Origin of the sequence: Pseudoalteromonas sp. MQS005, assembly GCF_001661605.1 — a bacterium.
Taxonomy (GTDB): Bacteria; Pseudomonadota; Gammaproteobacteria; order Enterobacterales; family Alteromonadaceae; genus Pseudoalteromonas; species Pseudoalteromonas tetraodonis.
Window position 1 is genome coordinate 1 of the sequence record NZ_LYRQ01000006.1, and the last position, 16,579, is coordinate 16,579.

14 protein-coding genes are annotated in these 16,579 nt (G+C 39.4%); 11 read left to right on the forward strand and 3 right to left on the reverse strand.

The features are described from left to right. Window positions 1-114 precede the first annotated feature (114 nt). Window positions 115-1,221 (forward strand): GGDEF domain-containing protein, encoded by a 1,107-nt coding sequence (locus A9479_RS03830; protein WP_064662735.1) that lies wholly within the window; start codon window positions 115-117, stop codon window positions 1,219-1,221. A gap of 45 nt (window positions 1,222-1,266) precedes the next feature. Here A9479_RS03830 and A9479_RS03835 read toward each other — a convergent pair whose 3' ends face one another. Further along, window positions 1,267-3,000 carry an AMP-binding protein gene (locus tag A9479_RS03835; RefSeq protein ID WP_064662736.1) on the reverse strand — a complete coding sequence of 578 codons (1,734 nt, stop codon included), beginning with the start codon at window positions 2,998-3,000 and terminating at the stop codon, window positions 1,267-1,269. Window positions 3,001-3,331: 331 nt separating this feature from the next. Then, window positions 3,332-3,778 (reverse strand): DUF3010 family protein, encoded by a 447-nt coding sequence (locus tag A9479_RS03840; RefSeq protein ID WP_064662737.1) that lies wholly within the window; start codon window positions 3,776-3,778, stop codon window positions 3,332-3,334. Window positions 3,779-4,343: 565 nt separating this feature from the next. Here A9479_RS03840 and thrS point away from each other — a divergent pair. The 10 genes from thrS to A9479_RS03890 all read left to right on the forward strand — a co-directional run bounded on the left by thrS (window position 4,344) and on the right by A9479_RS03890 (window position 14,780). Then, complete coding sequence (gene thrS / locus A9479_RS03845; RefSeq protein WP_064662738.1) at window positions 4,344-6,254, forward strand: threonine--tRNA ligase; 1,911 nt, start codon at window positions 4,344-4,346, stop codon at window positions 6,252-6,254. Between the two features lie 59 nt (window positions 6,255-6,313). Further along, entirely contained in the window at window positions 6,314-6,874 is a 561-nt protein-coding gene (gene infC, locus A9479_RS03850) for a translation initiation factor IF-3 (protein ID WP_008110479.1), read from the forward strand. 212 nt (window positions 6,875-7,086) lie between these two features. Further along, complete coding sequence (gene rpmI / locus A9479_RS03855; protein ID WP_004587840.1) at window positions 7,087-7,287, forward strand: 50S ribosomal protein L35; 201 nt, start codon at window positions 7,087-7,089, stop codon at window positions 7,285-7,287. Between the two features lie 15 nt (window positions 7,288-7,302). Beyond that, complete coding sequence (gene rplT / locus A9479_RS03860) at window positions 7,303-7,665, forward strand: 50S ribosomal protein L20 (protein ID WP_008110477.1); 363 nt, start codon at window positions 7,303-7,305, stop codon at window positions 7,663-7,665. A 287-nt stretch (window positions 7,666-7,952) separates the two neighbouring features. Next, complete coding sequence (locus tag A9479_RS03865) at window positions 7,953-9,770, forward strand: M14 family metallopeptidase (RefSeq protein ID WP_064662739.1); 1,818 nt, start codon at window positions 7,953-7,955, stop codon at window positions 9,768-9,770. A gap of 1 nt (window position 9,771) precedes the next feature. Further along, window positions 9,772-10,413 carry an MBL fold metallo-hydrolase gene (locus tag A9479_RS03870; protein WP_064662740.1) on the forward strand — a complete coding sequence of 214 codons (642 nt, stop codon included), beginning with the start codon at window positions 9,772-9,774 and terminating at the stop codon, window positions 10,411-10,413. 84 nt (window positions 10,414-10,497) lie between these two features. After that, window positions 10,498-10,956, forward strand: coding sequence for an Lrp/AsnC family transcriptional regulator (locus A9479_RS03875; RefSeq protein ID WP_008110469.1), 459 nt, complete (start codon window positions 10,498-10,500; stop codon window positions 10,954-10,956). A gap of 114 nt (window positions 10,957-11,070) precedes the next feature. Further along, window positions 11,071-12,627: a SulP family inorganic anion transporter gene (locus tag A9479_RS03880; RefSeq protein WP_033103251.1), complete on the forward strand. Its 1,557-nt coding sequence runs from the start codon at window positions 11,071-11,073 to the stop codon at window positions 12,625-12,627. A gap of 258 nt (window positions 12,628-12,885) precedes the next feature. Then, window positions 12,886-13,959, forward strand: coding sequence for a sensor histidine kinase (locus tag A9479_RS03885; RefSeq protein ID WP_008110465.1), 1,074 nt, complete (start codon window positions 12,886-12,888; stop codon window positions 13,957-13,959). Further along, window positions 13,956-14,780 (forward strand): LytTR family DNA-binding domain-containing protein, encoded by an 825-nt coding sequence (locus tag A9479_RS03890; protein WP_008110464.1) that lies wholly within the window; start codon window positions 13,956-13,958, stop codon window positions 14,778-14,780. The genes A9479_RS03885 and A9479_RS03890 overlap by 4 nt, the downstream gene beginning before the upstream one ends. A gap of 62 nt (window positions 14,781-14,842) precedes the next feature. Here the strand turns inward: A9479_RS03890 and pyk are convergent, their stop codons facing one another. Then, window positions 14,843-16,279 (reverse strand): pyruvate kinase, encoded by a 1,437-nt coding sequence (gene pyk / locus A9479_RS03895; RefSeq protein WP_008112452.1) that lies wholly within the window; start codon window positions 16,277-16,279, stop codon window positions 14,843-14,845. Between the last annotated feature and the right edge of the window lie 300 nt (window positions 16,280-16,579).

Below are 16,579 nucleotides of genomic sequence, written 5' to 3' on the forward strand. Positions count from 1 at the left end.
GATATAGCAAAAATAATGTATAATATTATTTAATAAGGTAAATTTAACTCGCTAATTAATAACAATAAACTATAGTGTGGATAAGGATCAGTGAGCTTATTAAGGAGAGTGCAGGTGCGACTTATTCCGGCAATTTTTTATTTTTCAAGTGCGACAGAGCACGACTTCCAAAATCAACTTAATAAAAGCTCAATGCGCCTTGCTGATGCATCACTCTACCTTGTAACACTTTTTTTATTGTCTTTTATTTTTATGGCTTGGTTTAATCAACAAGAGCCTGCTAATTCAACCATAACAATTTTACGTGTAGTTATGGTATTGCTATCGATAGTTCTGATTATTATAAATAAAACACTAAGTTCAGAGTACTTACATTCGCGCTTTTTTAGTTATGCGGTTTTATTTTGTTTTTTATTTAGTTATTTCTTCTGGGTATATGTTCAGCGTTACGGTGAGTTGAAAGAGGGAGGGCCTATGCTTGTAGCGGCTGCATTTATAGCCATACCGATGCTGCACTTAGGACATAAACTGGTTTTATGGTCAATAATCGGCATTGCCTTGATATTTATTGAGCTTTTTTCTTCTACTTCGATTGTATGGACACTTTATTTTTATTTTAGCATGGTGATTGTATTGGCTATTGTGCAATATCAACTAGATACCTTATTAAGAAAGCAATATAAAGCGGAGTTATTTGAAACGGAAAAAGCCAACACCGATCAGTTGACAGGTATGCATAATCGGCATAGTTTTGATCGGCGCTGTAAAGCATTAATTAACAAGTTAGCGCCATCACAATATTTAGGGTTAGCCATGATTGATGTCGACTATTTTAAAAAATATAACGATAACTACGGCCACTTAGAGGGAGATAACGTACTAATAGCAGTAGCAAACCGATTAAAATATTGTGACGCTGATATTGTGGTGCGTTTTGGTGGTGAAGAATTCATATTGGTAAAAACATTGCAAGCGAATGAGCTAGACTGGTTGAATGACTTACCTAAGCGCTTCGCAGACGACCCCATTGCACACCAATATTCACCTTTTAACCGTATTACTGTCTCTGCCGGTATTGCAATTGATCAATACACGACATATAGACCTTCAATAAAATCATTGTTAGCAACAGCTGATGTAGGGGTTTATAAAGCTAAAAATGCAGGACGAAATATCAGTATTACCGATTTTGTTGACCCTAAACAACCTGAAATTGAGTAAGACAATGCAAAGCACTAAGCTGATAGTGCTTCGCATTGAATCGGATTACGAAAATGCAGATTCGGCGAGCTCTTCTTGCATTTGTTCACGCATTTTAAATTTTTGCAATTTGCCGGTTACCGTCATCGGGTAATTTTCAACAAAGCGAATGTATTTAGGTTGTTTAAAGTAGGCGAGTTTGTCCTTTAAAAACAGACGAATAGCTTGCTCATCTAGTACTTCACCTTCTTTGGGTTGGATCCAAGCACAGACTTCTTCACCGAATTTTTCATCACTAATGCCAAAAATAGCGGCGTCTTGTATACCCGGATAGGTGTAAAGCACTTCTTCAATTTCACGCGGATAAATGTTTTCACCACCACGAATAATCATGTCTTTAATTCTGCCAACAATGCTGACAAAGCCCTCACTGTCCATTACCCCTAAATCGCCCGAGTGCAGCCAGCCTTCATTGTCGATAGTAGCTTTGGTTTTCTCTTCATCATTCCAATAGCAACGCATTATGCCCGCACCACGGCTACATACTTCACCAGGCTGCCCGATTTTTTGAATGTCACCAACCTCATCAATAATTTTTACTTCGGTGTGTGCAAGTGCTCGGCCAACCGTAGTGACTTGACGCTCAATAGAAGAGTCGGTTTCGGTAATGTTATTAATTGGGCTGCATTCTGTTTGCCCATAGGCAATTACCACCTGATTCATATTCATGAGTGTTTGTACTTTACGCATCACCTGTTCAGGACAAGTTGAGCCTGCCATAACACCCGTTCGCAGTGTACTTAAGTCATACTCGTTAAAGTTATTAAGCTCTAACTCGCTTATAAACATAGTGGGTACACCATGAAGGCCGGTGCATTTTTCTTGTTGTACCACCTCTAATGTAGTTTTTGGATCAAAAGAATCACTTGGATAAATTGCAGCGGCCCCTTTACTGACACACAATAAACTGCCTAATACCATGCCAAAGCAGTGATATAGCGGAACAGGAATACAGAGCTTATCGCGCTCAGTAAAGTGCATAGCTTGTGCGACTAAAAGCGCATTATTCAATATATTTTTATGCGTCAACGTAGCCCCTTTAGGGTTTCCTGTTGTGCCAGAGGTAAATTGAATATTGATATCTTGATTGCAATCGAGGGTTTTGGCCACCGCTTGCAGTTCTAATTTATGTGCATCGGTGGGCATGCTCATAACCTCATTAAAGGAAAACATCCCATCGACGGGTTCATCACCAATACAAATTACATTTTTTAAAGTGGGTAATTTGACTGCGGTTAACTCACCTTTGTTACAACCGCTAAGCTCAGGAGCTAAACTTTGCAGCATATTAATATAGTGGCTGCCTTTAAATTCAGTGGCGGTTATAAGCGTAGAGCATTCCACACTGTTTAGTGCATATTGCAGTTCACTAGGGCGGTAAGCTGGGTTAATGCATACCATAATGGCACCTATTTTAGCGGTGGCAAATTGTGTTAAGCACCACTGTATATTGTTCGGTGACCAAATACCGACCCGTTCACCAGGTTTTACCCCTAAAGCCAGCAACCCCATAGCAAGTTGATTAATCTGCTGTTGAAATTGCTTATAGCTTAAACGTATATTTTGATGGGCAACGACTACGGCCAGAGCGTCTGGGTTATTGTCGACAATGGCGTCAAAGTAATCGCCTATGGTTTGTTCTATTAATGGTGTGCTCTGAATTCCTTTAAAATAGCTGCTTGATAGCGGTATAGTGTTTATTTGCTCTACTTCTTTTATCACTTTTTGTGTCGCTTTCATGACATACTCCATGTTTTTATTTTTGAGAGGCCTGCTGTTTAAATAAACACGAATTGTCGACAAAAGGAAGAGGGTTAGACTAATGTATTATACCAATCGGCAATAATACTAAATCATTTTGAGGGGGCAAATCAGACGCTAGCTGTGTTAAAAATTTCTCATTTAGAACAACTAACTAACGAAATTTTTGCTTTGATATCGACACGATTTTCCTCCCTCAAATTAGATCACTTAGTTAAGCGAATTGGTATTACTGTTTTTATGTAGAATTTAAAGACAAAAAAACGCGTACTCTCTAGCGAATACGCGTTTCTATAAGGATGTAATTAATTTACATTTCGTCGCTGCGATACGTTTTTTTCATGATGTAAACGTAAGCATTAATAAATGCATTTTCTTGATACTTTTTAAGACCGGTGTCTTCAAACGCGATAGGTATCGGATTACGTTTTACTTGTTCTTTTATTTCGGTGGTTGAAAACACGCGTACATCGAGATTATCGATTAACTGAATAGCGGTTTCCATTTTGAATCCTTTAGCGCTGCCAGCAAACTTACCTTTAGGTTGGCGTTCGCGAATGGCAACCGAATCAATTTGGTAATCTTGCATTAACTTGGCAAAATCAAACTGAAACTTACGCATTACTTCAGTGTCGTTACCGTTACCTAAGGTAAAGCGTGTTTGGCGCACATCACGAATATCAAAAACGTCATTATCTTTACTTAAAATACAAAGTAGTACATCACTACCGGTAATTTCTACACCACATGTTCTCATTGCTAATCTCTACTATAACTTAATTACCCGTTATTATACGCAACACGCATTAAAATGCGAGTTTAAGCACTTACAGTGGTGTTTTTGTTAGCGCTTAACGTCCATTCGTCATTTTGATGTAACAAGGTCTGTTTATCTTTGCGGCTAAATGTGCAGCCCTCCTTTTTTTAGCCAAGACAGCGCTATGGGTTGTTTACTTTAAATAGGTGTGAGCGTTGCTCAATTTTTTACTTAGCGCCAGGTGATAGCTCCCGGGCGTTAACTAAATCGCCCCTAGATTGAACAAATCCTAATATAGAAAGCCAACAGACTCCTATTAAACGTTATTAATTGCACTTTTATGGTAAAATTGGGTGGTTTTTAATAGCTTAAAACTTGTAATTAATGCTGCAGCACGCGACAATAACTCTCTTGTAGTTGAGCAGACTCAGCATCTACATTAGCCATTTTTGGCGAAAAATAGTCAATGCTTATTCGTAAAAGCGTTGTCGAGTCATTCTCATTTAATTAATTAAAAATACACGTGATACATTGTAGGTGTCACCACTGTATGTAAGGATTTATAATGCCAGTTATTACTCTTCCTGACGGTAGTCAGCGTAGTTTTGAAAACCCTGTAAGCACACTTGATGTAGCAAACGATATAGGCCCAGGTCTTGCTAAAGCCACCATTGCGGGTCGTGTTAATGGCGAACGCGTAGATGCGTGTGATTTAATTAGTGACGATTCTCGTCTTGAGATCATTACCGCAAAAGACGACGATGGCCTAGAGATTATTCGCCACTCGTGTGCGCACTTAATTGGTCATGCTGTTAAACAACTTTTCCCTGATGCAAAAATGGCGATTGGTCCAACAATTGATAACGGTTTTTACTACGATATTGATATGGAACATTCGTTATCTCAAGATGATCTTGATGCCATTGAAAAACGTATGCATCAGCTTGCAAAAACAAACTACGACGTAGTGAAAAAAACCGTTAGCTGGCAAGAAGCGCGCGACACTTTTGCAGCGCGTGGCGAAACATACAAAATTGAAATACTAGACGAAAATATCGCACAAGATGACCGTCCAGGTTTATATCATCACGAAGAATACATCGATATGTGTCGTGGTCCTCATGTGCCAAACATGAAATTTTGTCAAAACTTCAAAATTATGAAAGTGGCCGGCGCATACTGGCGCGGTGATTCTGAAAACAAAATGCTACAGCGTATTTACGGCACAGCATGGGGCGATAAAAAGCAACTTAAAGCGTATTTAAAGCGTTTAGAAGAGGCTGAGAAGCGCGATCACCGTCGTATCGGTAAAGCACTCGATTTATGGCACTGGCAAGAAGAAGCGCCAGGTATGGTATTTTGGCACAACGATGGTTGGAGCATTTACCGCGAGCTAGAAGACTTTGTGCGTGAAAAATTACGTGAGTACCAATACGAAGAAGTGAAAGGTCCAATGATGATGGATCGCTCTTTGTGGGAAAAATCAGGGCATTGGGAAAAGTATTCAGAGGCAATGTTTACCACTGAATCTGAAAAGCGTGAATACGCAATTAAACCAATGAACTGTCCAGGTCACGTACAAATATTTAACCAAGGTTTAAAATCGTACCGTGACTTACCACTGCGTATGGCAGAGTTTGGTTGTTGTCACCGTAATGAACCATCAGGCGCGCTTCATGGCTTAATGCGTGTACGCGGCTTTACCCAAGATGATGCTCATGTATTTTGTACAGAAGAGCAAATCATGGATGAAGTATCGGCCTGTATTAAAATGGTTTACGATACCTATGAAACATTTGGTTTCGAAAAAATTGTTGTTAAACTTTCAACTCGCCCAGAGCAACGTATTGGCGAAGATGAAATGTGGGACAAAGCAGAGCTTGCACTTGCTGACGCACTTAAAGCAAATGACATTGAATTTGATTATTTACCAGGTGAAGGGGCGTTTTATGGCCCTAAAATTGAATTTACTTTGTACGATTGCTTAGACAGAGCGTGGCAGTGTGGTACAGTGCAACTAGATTTTGCATTACCGGGTCGTTTGGGCGCTACTTATGTAGCTGAAAATAACGAACGTCGCACACCTGTTATGATACACCGCGCTATTTTAGGGTCTATTGAGCGCTTTATCGGTATCTTAACAGAAGAGTACGCTGGTTTATTCCCAACGTGGCTTGCGCCTAAGCAAGTGGTGATTATGAATATCACCGATAAACAAGCACCTTATGTGCAGGAAATTGTACAAAAATTAAATAAACTTGGAATTAGAGCCGCTGCTGACTTGAGAAATGAGAAGATTGGCTTTAAAATCCGAGAACATACACTTAAGCGTATTCCTTACTTACTGGTTGTTGGCGATAAAGAAGTTGAACAACAAGAAGTAGCAGTACGAACTCGCACAGGTGAAGACCTAGGCAAATTTAATGTCGATGATTTTATCGCTAAAATCAGTGAAGAAATCAAAAATCGACAGTAAAAATCGAGCGTGTAGGGCAATCACAAACGGCCAACTACACGCTTATATTATTGATATTCTTGGAGGAACGTACCATTAGAGGCGGCAAGAAAGGGCAACAAACAGCTCAAAAAAATCGTATTAACGAAGAAATTACAGCGCTAGAAGTTCGTTTAATCGACATCGACGGCGAACAAGCTGGAATTCAGTCATTAAAAGACGCGCAAGCTATGGCTGATGCAGCGGGTGTTGATCTTGTAGAGATCAGTCCAAACGCTGAGCCGCCTGTTTGTAAGGTTATGGACTACGGTAAGTTCATCTTTGAAAAAAGCAAAGAACTAAAAGAGCAGAAGAAGAAGCAAAAGCAAATCCAGATTAAAGAAATCAAATTCCGTCCGGGAACGGATGAAGGCGATTATCAGGTTAAGCTGCGCAACTTACGTAAGTTCTTAGAAGCTGGCGATAAAGCTAAGATAACTATCCGCTTCCGTGGTCGTGAAATGGCTCACCAAGAAATTGGTATCGAATTATTAAACCGTATTAAAACCGATTTAGAAGAATTAGCAGTAGTTGAATCTTTCCCAAATCGTGTTGAAGGTCGTCAGATGGTTATGATGATGGCACCGGTTGCTAAAAAGTAATAATTAGGCGATAATACGCACCGAATTTAGCTCAGGTTTGCAAGTGATGTGAAAATGTCCACCTGAGTTAACCGGTTTTAAAGTAAAATTGCGGTATTCATATCGGGTTTTCACCGGAACATAGCAGTAAGTTAGGCCTTTAAAGTGGAGCTATAGCAATATATCTCACGCCTTCTTACTAATTTTAAAGCAATACAATTGGAGTTATTGCAATGGCTTACAAGCTAAAAAGTCACAGAGGCGCAGCTAAGCGTTTCAAAAAGACTGCTTCTGGCGGTTTCAAGCGTAAACAAGCGCATCTTCGTCACATTCTTACTAAGAAAACTTCTAAGCGTAAGTTACACCTACGTCCTAAGATGATGGTTCATAAAAATGACCATGGTCTAGTTTCACGTATGTTACCATTCGCTTAATAGGGGTTTTTAGAAATGGCAAGAGTTAAACGCGGCGTTGTCGCACGTGCACGTCACAAAAAAGTTTTAAAACAAGCGAAAGGTTACTACGGAGCACGTTCACGTGTTTACCGCGTAGCTTTCCAGGCTGTTACTAAAGCGGGTCAATACGCTTACCGTGACCGCCGTGCTAAGAAACGTACTTTCCGTCAATTATGGATTGCACGTATCAATGCTGCTTCACGTCAAAATGGTCTGTCTTACAGCCGTTTTATCAATGGTCTTAAAAAGACATCTGTAGAAATCGATCGTAAGATCCTTGCAGATATCGCTGTTTACGACCAAGTTGCATTCGCAGCGCTTGTAGCAAAAGCAAAAGAAGGCCTAGCGGCAGCTTAAGTTTTTGTATAAGTAATGAAAAGGAGCCCATGGCTCCTTTTTTTGTGCCTGTAATTTATTATCTTTTTTATGCGCTTGTAGGCTTTTTCCTTTATTTATTACCGTTGTGTGTTCGTTTTTTTAGGTACTTATTAGCCCTTTTTATTCAGTAGATGTTGATAGCGTGGCTGGGCTGCAACTAAAAATGCCGTTGGCTGTATTTTTTTGTTGAACCACCGCAGTTTTGGCAACTAGAAAAGTTTAATTGCTATAATTTTTCTTAATTAATGGGTTTGTTAGAGAAGTATATGTTTATAAGTTTATTGGTTTTATCTGCAAGTATGGCAAATAGCAATCATTTACCGCCATTATTACCATGGGAAGGTAGTAGTACCTCACTATTGCAACAACAGGGACCCTTAACCACAGACTTTGAAATTTCTGCAGGAGTCTCGTCTCCCAATTATGCTAATACCATGGCATTTGTAGATAGATTAGTTGCGGCTAACCCTACTCAGTTCAAATCAAAAATAATAGGTCATAGTAACAGTAAGCGCGCTATAAAAATGCTAATTGCTAGTGAGCAAGGTTTTTTTGATGCGGGGCAAATGGCCAATAGCACTAAACCTACCGTACTTATACAGGCAGGTATTCACGCTGGTGAGATTGATGGTAAAGATGCGATGTTTATGCTGCTTAGAGATATTGCGACAGGTAAGCGCCGTGACATTTTAAAAAAGGTAAATATTTTATTTATCCCAATATTAAACGTTGATGGTCACGAGCGTAGTAGTGCGTTTAATCGTATTAATCAGCGTGGCCCTGTCAAAATGGGTTTTAGAACAAACTCAAATAATCTTAATTTAAATCGTGATTACACTAAGCTTGATACGCCAGAGGTTAAAAGCGTACTTAAAGTAATTAATGACTATAATCCGAATTTGTATATTGACGTACACGTGACCGATGGGGCTGATTACCAATACGATGTAACCTATGGCTATAACCCAGTATTTGCTAGCGAGTCGCCTGCCATTTCAGATGCGCTTAACCGTTATTTTAAACCAATGATTGATCAAACCCTCACTGAGCAAGGCCATATTCCGGGCCCTTTAGTGTTTGTTATGGATAAACAAGAATTTAAATCAGGTTTAGCAGGTTGGGTGGCGACGCCTCGTTTTTCTAATGGCTGGGGTGATTTAAAGTCATTGCCTACCATTTTAGTTGAAAACCATTCTTTAAAGCCATACAAACAACGCGTGTTAGGGACTTATGTGTTTATAGATGGTGCTATTGAAGCATTATCAGCGCATAAAGATAAACTCGCTAATGCAGTAAAAAAAGAACAAGAATTTGTTCCTAAGCAATTAATTGTTAAGCGTGGTTATTCTGAGCAGCCTGATCATATCGCGTTTAAAGGTATTGCTTATTCTAAAAGCCTGAGCCCATTGTCAAATCAACAAGAAGTAAGCTATTTGGGTAAAAAACAGGATTATGACAAGCTGCCTATTTTTTGGCAAAAAGAGGTACAGCACACGGTTGAAGTACCAAAATCATTTTTTATTCCACCTGTTTACACCGATATTATTGAGAAATTAGCCTTGCATGGTGTGTCAATTAATAAGCTCAGTGGTGCCAACACTCAGCCATTAAAAATGGCAAAAGTAGCGCAATATAGTTTTGATAAAGCGCCATTTGAAGGGCGTTTTAGAGTGTCGGCTAGTTTTGATTATGTACCAGCTACAAATGTGGATTTAGATGGTTGGTTTGAAGTGAGTACGCAGCAAAAGGCAGGAGAGTTAGCTGTCCACTTGCTACATCCTGAAGCACCAGATTCATTTTTTGCTTGGGGGGAGTTTAATACTATTTTTCAGCGCACTGAATATATGGAAAATTATGCTTTGATACCGTTTGCTGAAAAAATGCTTGCTGATGACCCCAAATTAGCCCAAGAATTTGATAAAAAAGTAAACCAGGATAAAGACTTTGCTAAGAACGCTGAAGCACGTTTAAATTGGTTATATGAGCATAGCCCATTTTATGATCAAGCTTATTTGAAATACCCAGTTTTAATGTCATACCAAGAGAATATAGTTATTCCAGCACAAAAAGATAAAGAAATATAAGATGAAAATAATCACTATTCCCGTAACCCCGTTTATGCAAAATTGCCGCATTATAGTATGTGAACAAACCCAGCAAGCTGTCGTGGTCGACCCTGGCGGTGATGCTGAAAAAATTAATGCATCACTTAAGCAGCATAATTTATCATTAGCAGCGATTTGGTTAACCCATGGGCATTTAGATCATGTAGGCGCTGCGCATAATTTACGCGAGCAACACAAGGTAAAGATGATTGGGCCTCATGAGGATGAACGTTTTTGGTTCGACAATTTACCGATGCAAGCCACTATGTTTGGCTTTAAACCGATCAACTCCTTCTATCCTGATGAATGGTTAGCCCATGGTGATAGTATCAAGGTTGGGCAGCTTGAATTTAAAGTACTTCATTGCCCAGGACATACGCCAGGGCATGTTGTGTTTTATCAACAAGCACACAATACGGTTATCGTCGGGGATGTTATTTTCAAAGGTTCAATAGGGCGTACCGACTTTCCTAAAGGCGACAGCAAGCAGTTAATCGACTCTATAGTGCAACATATCATGACATTACCACCGAACACTGCAATTTTAAGTGGCCATGGTGACAACACCCATGTTGCTCATGAACAGGCTACTAACCCATTTGTAAGTGGCCAGTTTGGTTGATGTGCATATTTGTTAAAAATAAGCAGACTGCTTTTTAAAAAGGCTGTATAATTTAACCAATTTATTAGATAAATAAGAAATAAAATGTCTCTAAATCACGTAGATCGCCAAATATTGGCACTTTTACAACAAGATGCAAGTTTATCAACTGCTGAGATTGCAGACAAAGTCGGACTTTCTCAGTCTCCTTGTTGGCGTCGTATTGCTAAATTAGAACAAGATGGCTACATCAAAAGTAAAGTCGCATTGCTTGATGAAAAAAAGCTGGGCTTTGATATGTTGGTTTACGCCCATGTACGTTTATCAAACCATGGTAAAAAGAATTTAGCTGAGTTTGAAAAATTAATACTTAGCTATGATGAAGTGACTGAATGTTACACCATGGCTGGCACTATGGACTTTATGTTGCGTATTATTTCTCAAGGCATAGAAGGTTATGAGCACTTTGTACGCGATAACTTGCTTAGCTTAGAATATGTGCAAGAGGTTCATTCTAATGTGACCATGACGTGTGTTAAACGAAGCACGGCACTGCCACTTTAAACTTTACTAAGCAGCTAAAAACACACAGGCTGAATTAACTATAATTGTGAAATGAGCGCTAATTTGATAAAATCTAGCGCTTTTTTTGTTAGCGAAATAAAACTGAGGAACTCAATGTTTAACTTACTCAGCAGAGCGCCAAGCTCTGCTAAAAACGATATTCTCTCTGGATTGACAGTGGCACTTGCCTTGATCCCAGAAGCTGTTGCATTTGCCTTTGTTGCAAATGTAGAACCTCTTGTTGGTTTATACGCCGCATTTATTGTGGGCTTAATTACGGCTATTTTTGGTGGTCGTCCGGGTATGATTTCGGGTGCAACCGGTGCATTAGCGGTTGTGATGGTAAGTTTAGTACTTGATCACGGAGTGGAATACCTATTTGCCACTGTGTTGCTGATGGGACTACTACAAATATTGGCTGGGGTATTTAAGCTTGGTAAATTTATTCGTATGGTTCCGCATCCTGTTATGCTCGGTTTCGTTAACGGTTTAGCGATTGTTATATTTTTAGCCCAGCTTGGACAGTTTAAAGTGCCTGATGGTGCTGGCGGCCAAATGTGGATGTCGGGCAGTGCGCTTTACATCATGTTAGGTTTAGTGGCGCTAACGATGGCAATTATTCACTTTTTACCAAAATTAACTACCGCAGTGCCTTCATCACTGGTTGCTATTGTTACTGTAACGGGTTTAGTGATTGGTCTTGATTTAGAAGCGCGTACAGTACTTGATTTCTTAAAAGGCATGACAGGAAATGAAGCTGCAACCATTGCCGGTGGTTTACCACAGTTTCATATTCCTATGGTCCCTTTTAACCTAGAAACACTACAAATTATCTTTCCATATGCGCTTATTCTTGCAGCAATTGGCTTAATTGAATCGCTGTTAACGCTAAGCTTGATTGACGAAATTACAGAAACCCGTGGCCATTCTAATAAAGAATGTATTGGCCAAGGTGCGGCCAACGTCACATGTGGTTTCTTTGGTGCAATGGGTGGCTGTGCCATGATTGGCCAATCTATGATCAACATTAATTCAGGTGGGCGTTCGCGTTTATCAGGTATTAGTGCCGCATTGATGTTACTTGCATTTATTATCTTCGCTTCAAGCTTAATCGAAATGATTCCACTGGCGGCATTAGTTGGGGTTATGTTTATGGTGGTGCTGGGTACGTTTGAATGGGCGAGTTTTAAAATGATGAAACGCGTGCCTTTATCTGATGCTTTTGTAATTGTATTAGTTTCGGGTGTAACGGTTATTACCGACCTTGCGATTGCGGTGTGTGTAGGTGTTATTGTCTCTGCGTTAGTGTTTGCATGGCAGCATGCAAAACATATTTACACAACTAACTATATTGATAAAGAAGGTTCAAAAGTGTACGAGCTACATGGGCCTTTATTTTTTGGTTCGGTTAAAAACTTTGCTGATTTATTTGATGTTAAGAATGACCCTAAAGATGTGATTGTTGAGTTTAAATACAGTCGCGTTGCGGATCATAGTGCGATTGAGGCCATCGACAGCTTAGCTGACAAATACAATAAAGCGGGTAAAAAGCTGCACTTGCGTCACTTAAGTAAAGACTGTACAGAACTACTTCATAAAGCACGTGACTTAGTTGAAGTGAACGTAATTGAAGATCCGACTTATAAAGTTGCTTCAGATAAGCTTGCTTAAAAAATAAAAGTAAACATTGATAAGCGAAAGGTGGATGCCTTTCGCTTTTTTTATGCGCTTTAAACCATCCGCAAGGGGTAATTGCAACACGAGTTTTAGCCTGTTTAACGTAACAACTAAACCAGAACTGAACATCCATCCTGTATTTATTTAATTTATTGTTTGCGATAGGGCTATTAAAAAGTAAGACAGTTGGTAGTGCTATACCCGACGATAAATCGATATAATAGTGACAAATTTACAAGGTAATAATTAATTTTGAATTGGCAGTCTTTAATTGATAACAGACAACGTTTTTTCTGGCTTTTGCAAATTGCAGGCTGGATAGGTTATGCGTTAGTTAACTATATTGGTTCTAAAGTATTCGAAATGCGTGATATTTACGTATTCGTTATTTTACTAAACGCCTATGCGGGCTGTTTAATGACTGTGCCTCTGCGTTATATTTATCGCAAAATTTGGAATGCCTCACCTTGGGTATTAATTATTGTTGTATTTGGCGCCTCTTATATAACCGGTACATTATGGGCCGTGGTGCAAAAGTTTAACCTGTGGGAAATTTATCGCCACGGATACCGTCCTGAAGAATGGTTTTATTATTTACAACAAGGACTTGATTCTGTTTATATTATTTTGTGTTGGAGTGGTTTGTACTTTGGGGTTAAGTATTACCAGTTATTACAAAGTGAACGTCAAAAAGCCTTAAAAGCAACCACAATGGCGCACGAAGCACAGTTAAAAATGCTTAGATACCAGCTAAATCCTCATTTTTTGTTTAATACGCTCAATGCAATATCAACCTTAGTTTTGGTAAAAGAAAATAAAGATGCTAACTTGATGGTATCTAAATTGAGTGACTTTTTACGCTATACGCTTAATACTGATCCAATTAAAAAAGTGCCGCTGGAGCAAGAGTTACATGCATTAATGCTCTATTTAGAAATTGAACGTGTACGTTTTGATGAGCGCTTACAAGTTAATGTGGACGTGAGTGAGCAGGCCAAACAAGCATTAGTGCCAAGCTTAATATTACAACCGATCATCGAAAATGCCATTAAGTACGCCATTGCCCATATGTCAGAAGGTGGTGTTATTGATATAAAAGCGCAAGTTTTTGCTAATGAATTATTACTTGAAGTGGGCGATAATGGGCCTGGCACTGATATTGAAAATGGTCAGTTAGTTAATGCACAAGGCGTAGGGGTGGCAAACACCCGAGACAGATTAAAAACGCTCTACGAAAATAATTACTCGTTTGTATTATCACATAATACGCCAAGTGGATTAAAAGTTAATCTGCGAGTCCCGTTTGAGAAGGCTGTGAAGAAATGACAAGAATAAAAACGCTTATTGTTGATGATGAACCATTAGCACGTAAAGGTTTAGCCGTCAGGCTTGAAGAGTTTTCTGATATTGAAGTGATCAAACTGTGTAGCTCAGGTTTTGATGCGATTGAAAGTTGTAAAAACGAAAAAATTGATCTTGTCTTTCTTGATATTCAAATGCCTGGTATGAACGGTTTTGAAGTGGCGCGTGCTTTAAGTGAAAGCAGTAAAGATTTACCTGCCATTGTGTTTGTTACGGCGTTTGATCACTTTGCTGTTAAAGCATTTGAAATTCATGCTTTAGATTACATTTTAAAACCCGTTGATGATAACAGATTAAAACAGGCGGTAGAAAAAGTGCATACCTATTTAAAAACTCAGCAGGATAACGCCCATAAGAAAAAACTAGCGAGTTTCGTAGCAGGGATAACAGGCAATAACTGCGAAGAAATTTTAAAGAAATTAGCCACAGGCGATACCCTTACAGATCGTCGTTATCCTGAGTCATTGGCTGTAAAAGAGCAGGGCGAAATTGTCAGAGTACCCGTTGCTACTATACAGTGGGTAGATGCGGCAGGTGATTACATGTGTCTGCATTGCCAAGATGGGCAAACGCATATATTACGTAAAACTATGAAAGAGCTTGAACAAGAATTAGATCCAAGCCTATTTGTACGTGTTCATCGCAGCGCGATTGTTAACACCAAACAAATTAGCAAGCTGGTAACTCAGGTTAGTGGTGAATATTTATTAGTGTTAGATAACGGACAAGAGCTTAAAGTAAGTAGAAGTTACCGTGATAAAGTAAAAGCAGCATTAGCAAGCTAACTTTAATAAATAGCATAAAAAAACGCGAGCTTTTAGCTCGCGTTTTTTTATGCGCGTTACAGTTACGAAACTGTGACTATTTTCATCGTGTTGGTTGCACCAATCGTTTCCATCGCATCACCGTGGGTAATAATCACGGTATCGCCTGCTTGTAATGAGCCTGCGGCTACGAGTGTGCTTAGTGCATCTTTAACCATGCTATCTTTTTCACATTTTGTAGAGTCAAAAAATACAGGGTAAACACCACGATACAGCGCTGTTTGACCTAATGTACTTGCATGACGTGAAAGTGAATAAATAGGCAGTCCAGAGCTAATACGCGACATCAATTTTGCCGTGCTACCTGACTCAGTAAGGGTGATAATCGCTTTAACAGAGTCTAAGTGGTTAGCTGCATACATAGCTGATAAGGCAATTGATTCGGCGTTAGAAGAAAAACGGCTGTCTAAACGATGTTTAGAAACGTGTGTTTCTTTTTGGGATTCAGCACCTAAACAAACACGCGCCATAGTAGCAACGGTTTCTTCCGGGTAATCACCAGCGGCTGTTTCAGCAGAAAGCATCACTGCATCTGTGCCATCAAGTACCGCATTGGCAACATCCATAACTTCTGCACGTGTTGGCATAGGGTTATCGATCATCGATTCCATCATTTGCGTAGCGGTTACAACGGTACGGTTCAATGAACGAGCACGACGAATAATGAGTTTTTGTTTACCCATTAGTGCAGCATCACCAATTTCAACACCTAAGTCGCCACGGGCAACCATAACAGCGTCAGAGGCTAAAATAATGTCATCAACTGCCTCTTGTGTTTCTACTGCTTCAGCACGCTCAATTTTAGCTAAAAGCTGTGCATTAGAGCCTGCAGCCTCCGCTAATGAACGCACATAACGCATATCATCGCCACTGCGAGGAAAAGAAACTGCAATGTAATCAACGCCAATTTCAGCAGCGGTGATTAAATCTTCTTTATCTTTTTCCGTAAATGCAGGTGCCGTTAAGCCTCCACCTAAACGGTTAATCCCTTTATTATTAGAAAGTACGCCGCCAACAGTCACAATGGTATGAACTAAGTGACCTTCAACACTTTCTACGGTGAGTTGAATTAAGCCATCGTTTAATAGCAATAAATCTCCAGGGGCAACATCTTGTGGTAGCTCTTTGTAGTCAATACCGACGGCATTAATATCGCCTTGGCCTTTTTCCATTTTGGCATCAAGAATAAATTTTGCACCAACAGATAAGGTCACTTTGCCTTCTTTGAAGGTTGAAACGCGAATTTTTGGGCCTTGTAAGTCAGCGAGAATCGCGATGTGCTTACCAAGTTTAGTTGCAATATCTCGAACAGCTTGTGCACGGTCTTTATGATCTTGTGCAACACCGTGTGAGAAATTTAATCGAACGACATTTGCGCCTGCACGAATAATTTTTTCTAAGTTATTATCTCTATCTGTTGCAGGTCCAAGTGTCGCGACTATTTTTGTACGTCTTAACATTAAATTCTCCTGTGTGCTTTTTTTAAGCAAGTTGACGGTTATTTTGTTTTTAGCGATCACTAATAAAGAGCAATCTTTAGTTTTATGCAATTTTTATAACATTGCGACTATTATATACAAAATGAATATGTCATCATTATGACACCGGTGTCACAGGGCGTCAATGATCTAAAAATTTAAATAGCACTGCTATTTCTTCCCCTGAGAGGGCGGTTGTTTGATATAATTGCGGCGTTTATTTTAACTGTAATAAATGCATGTAGCTTTGCTCATGGCTGCGGTCTGAGTATAATGCACGCG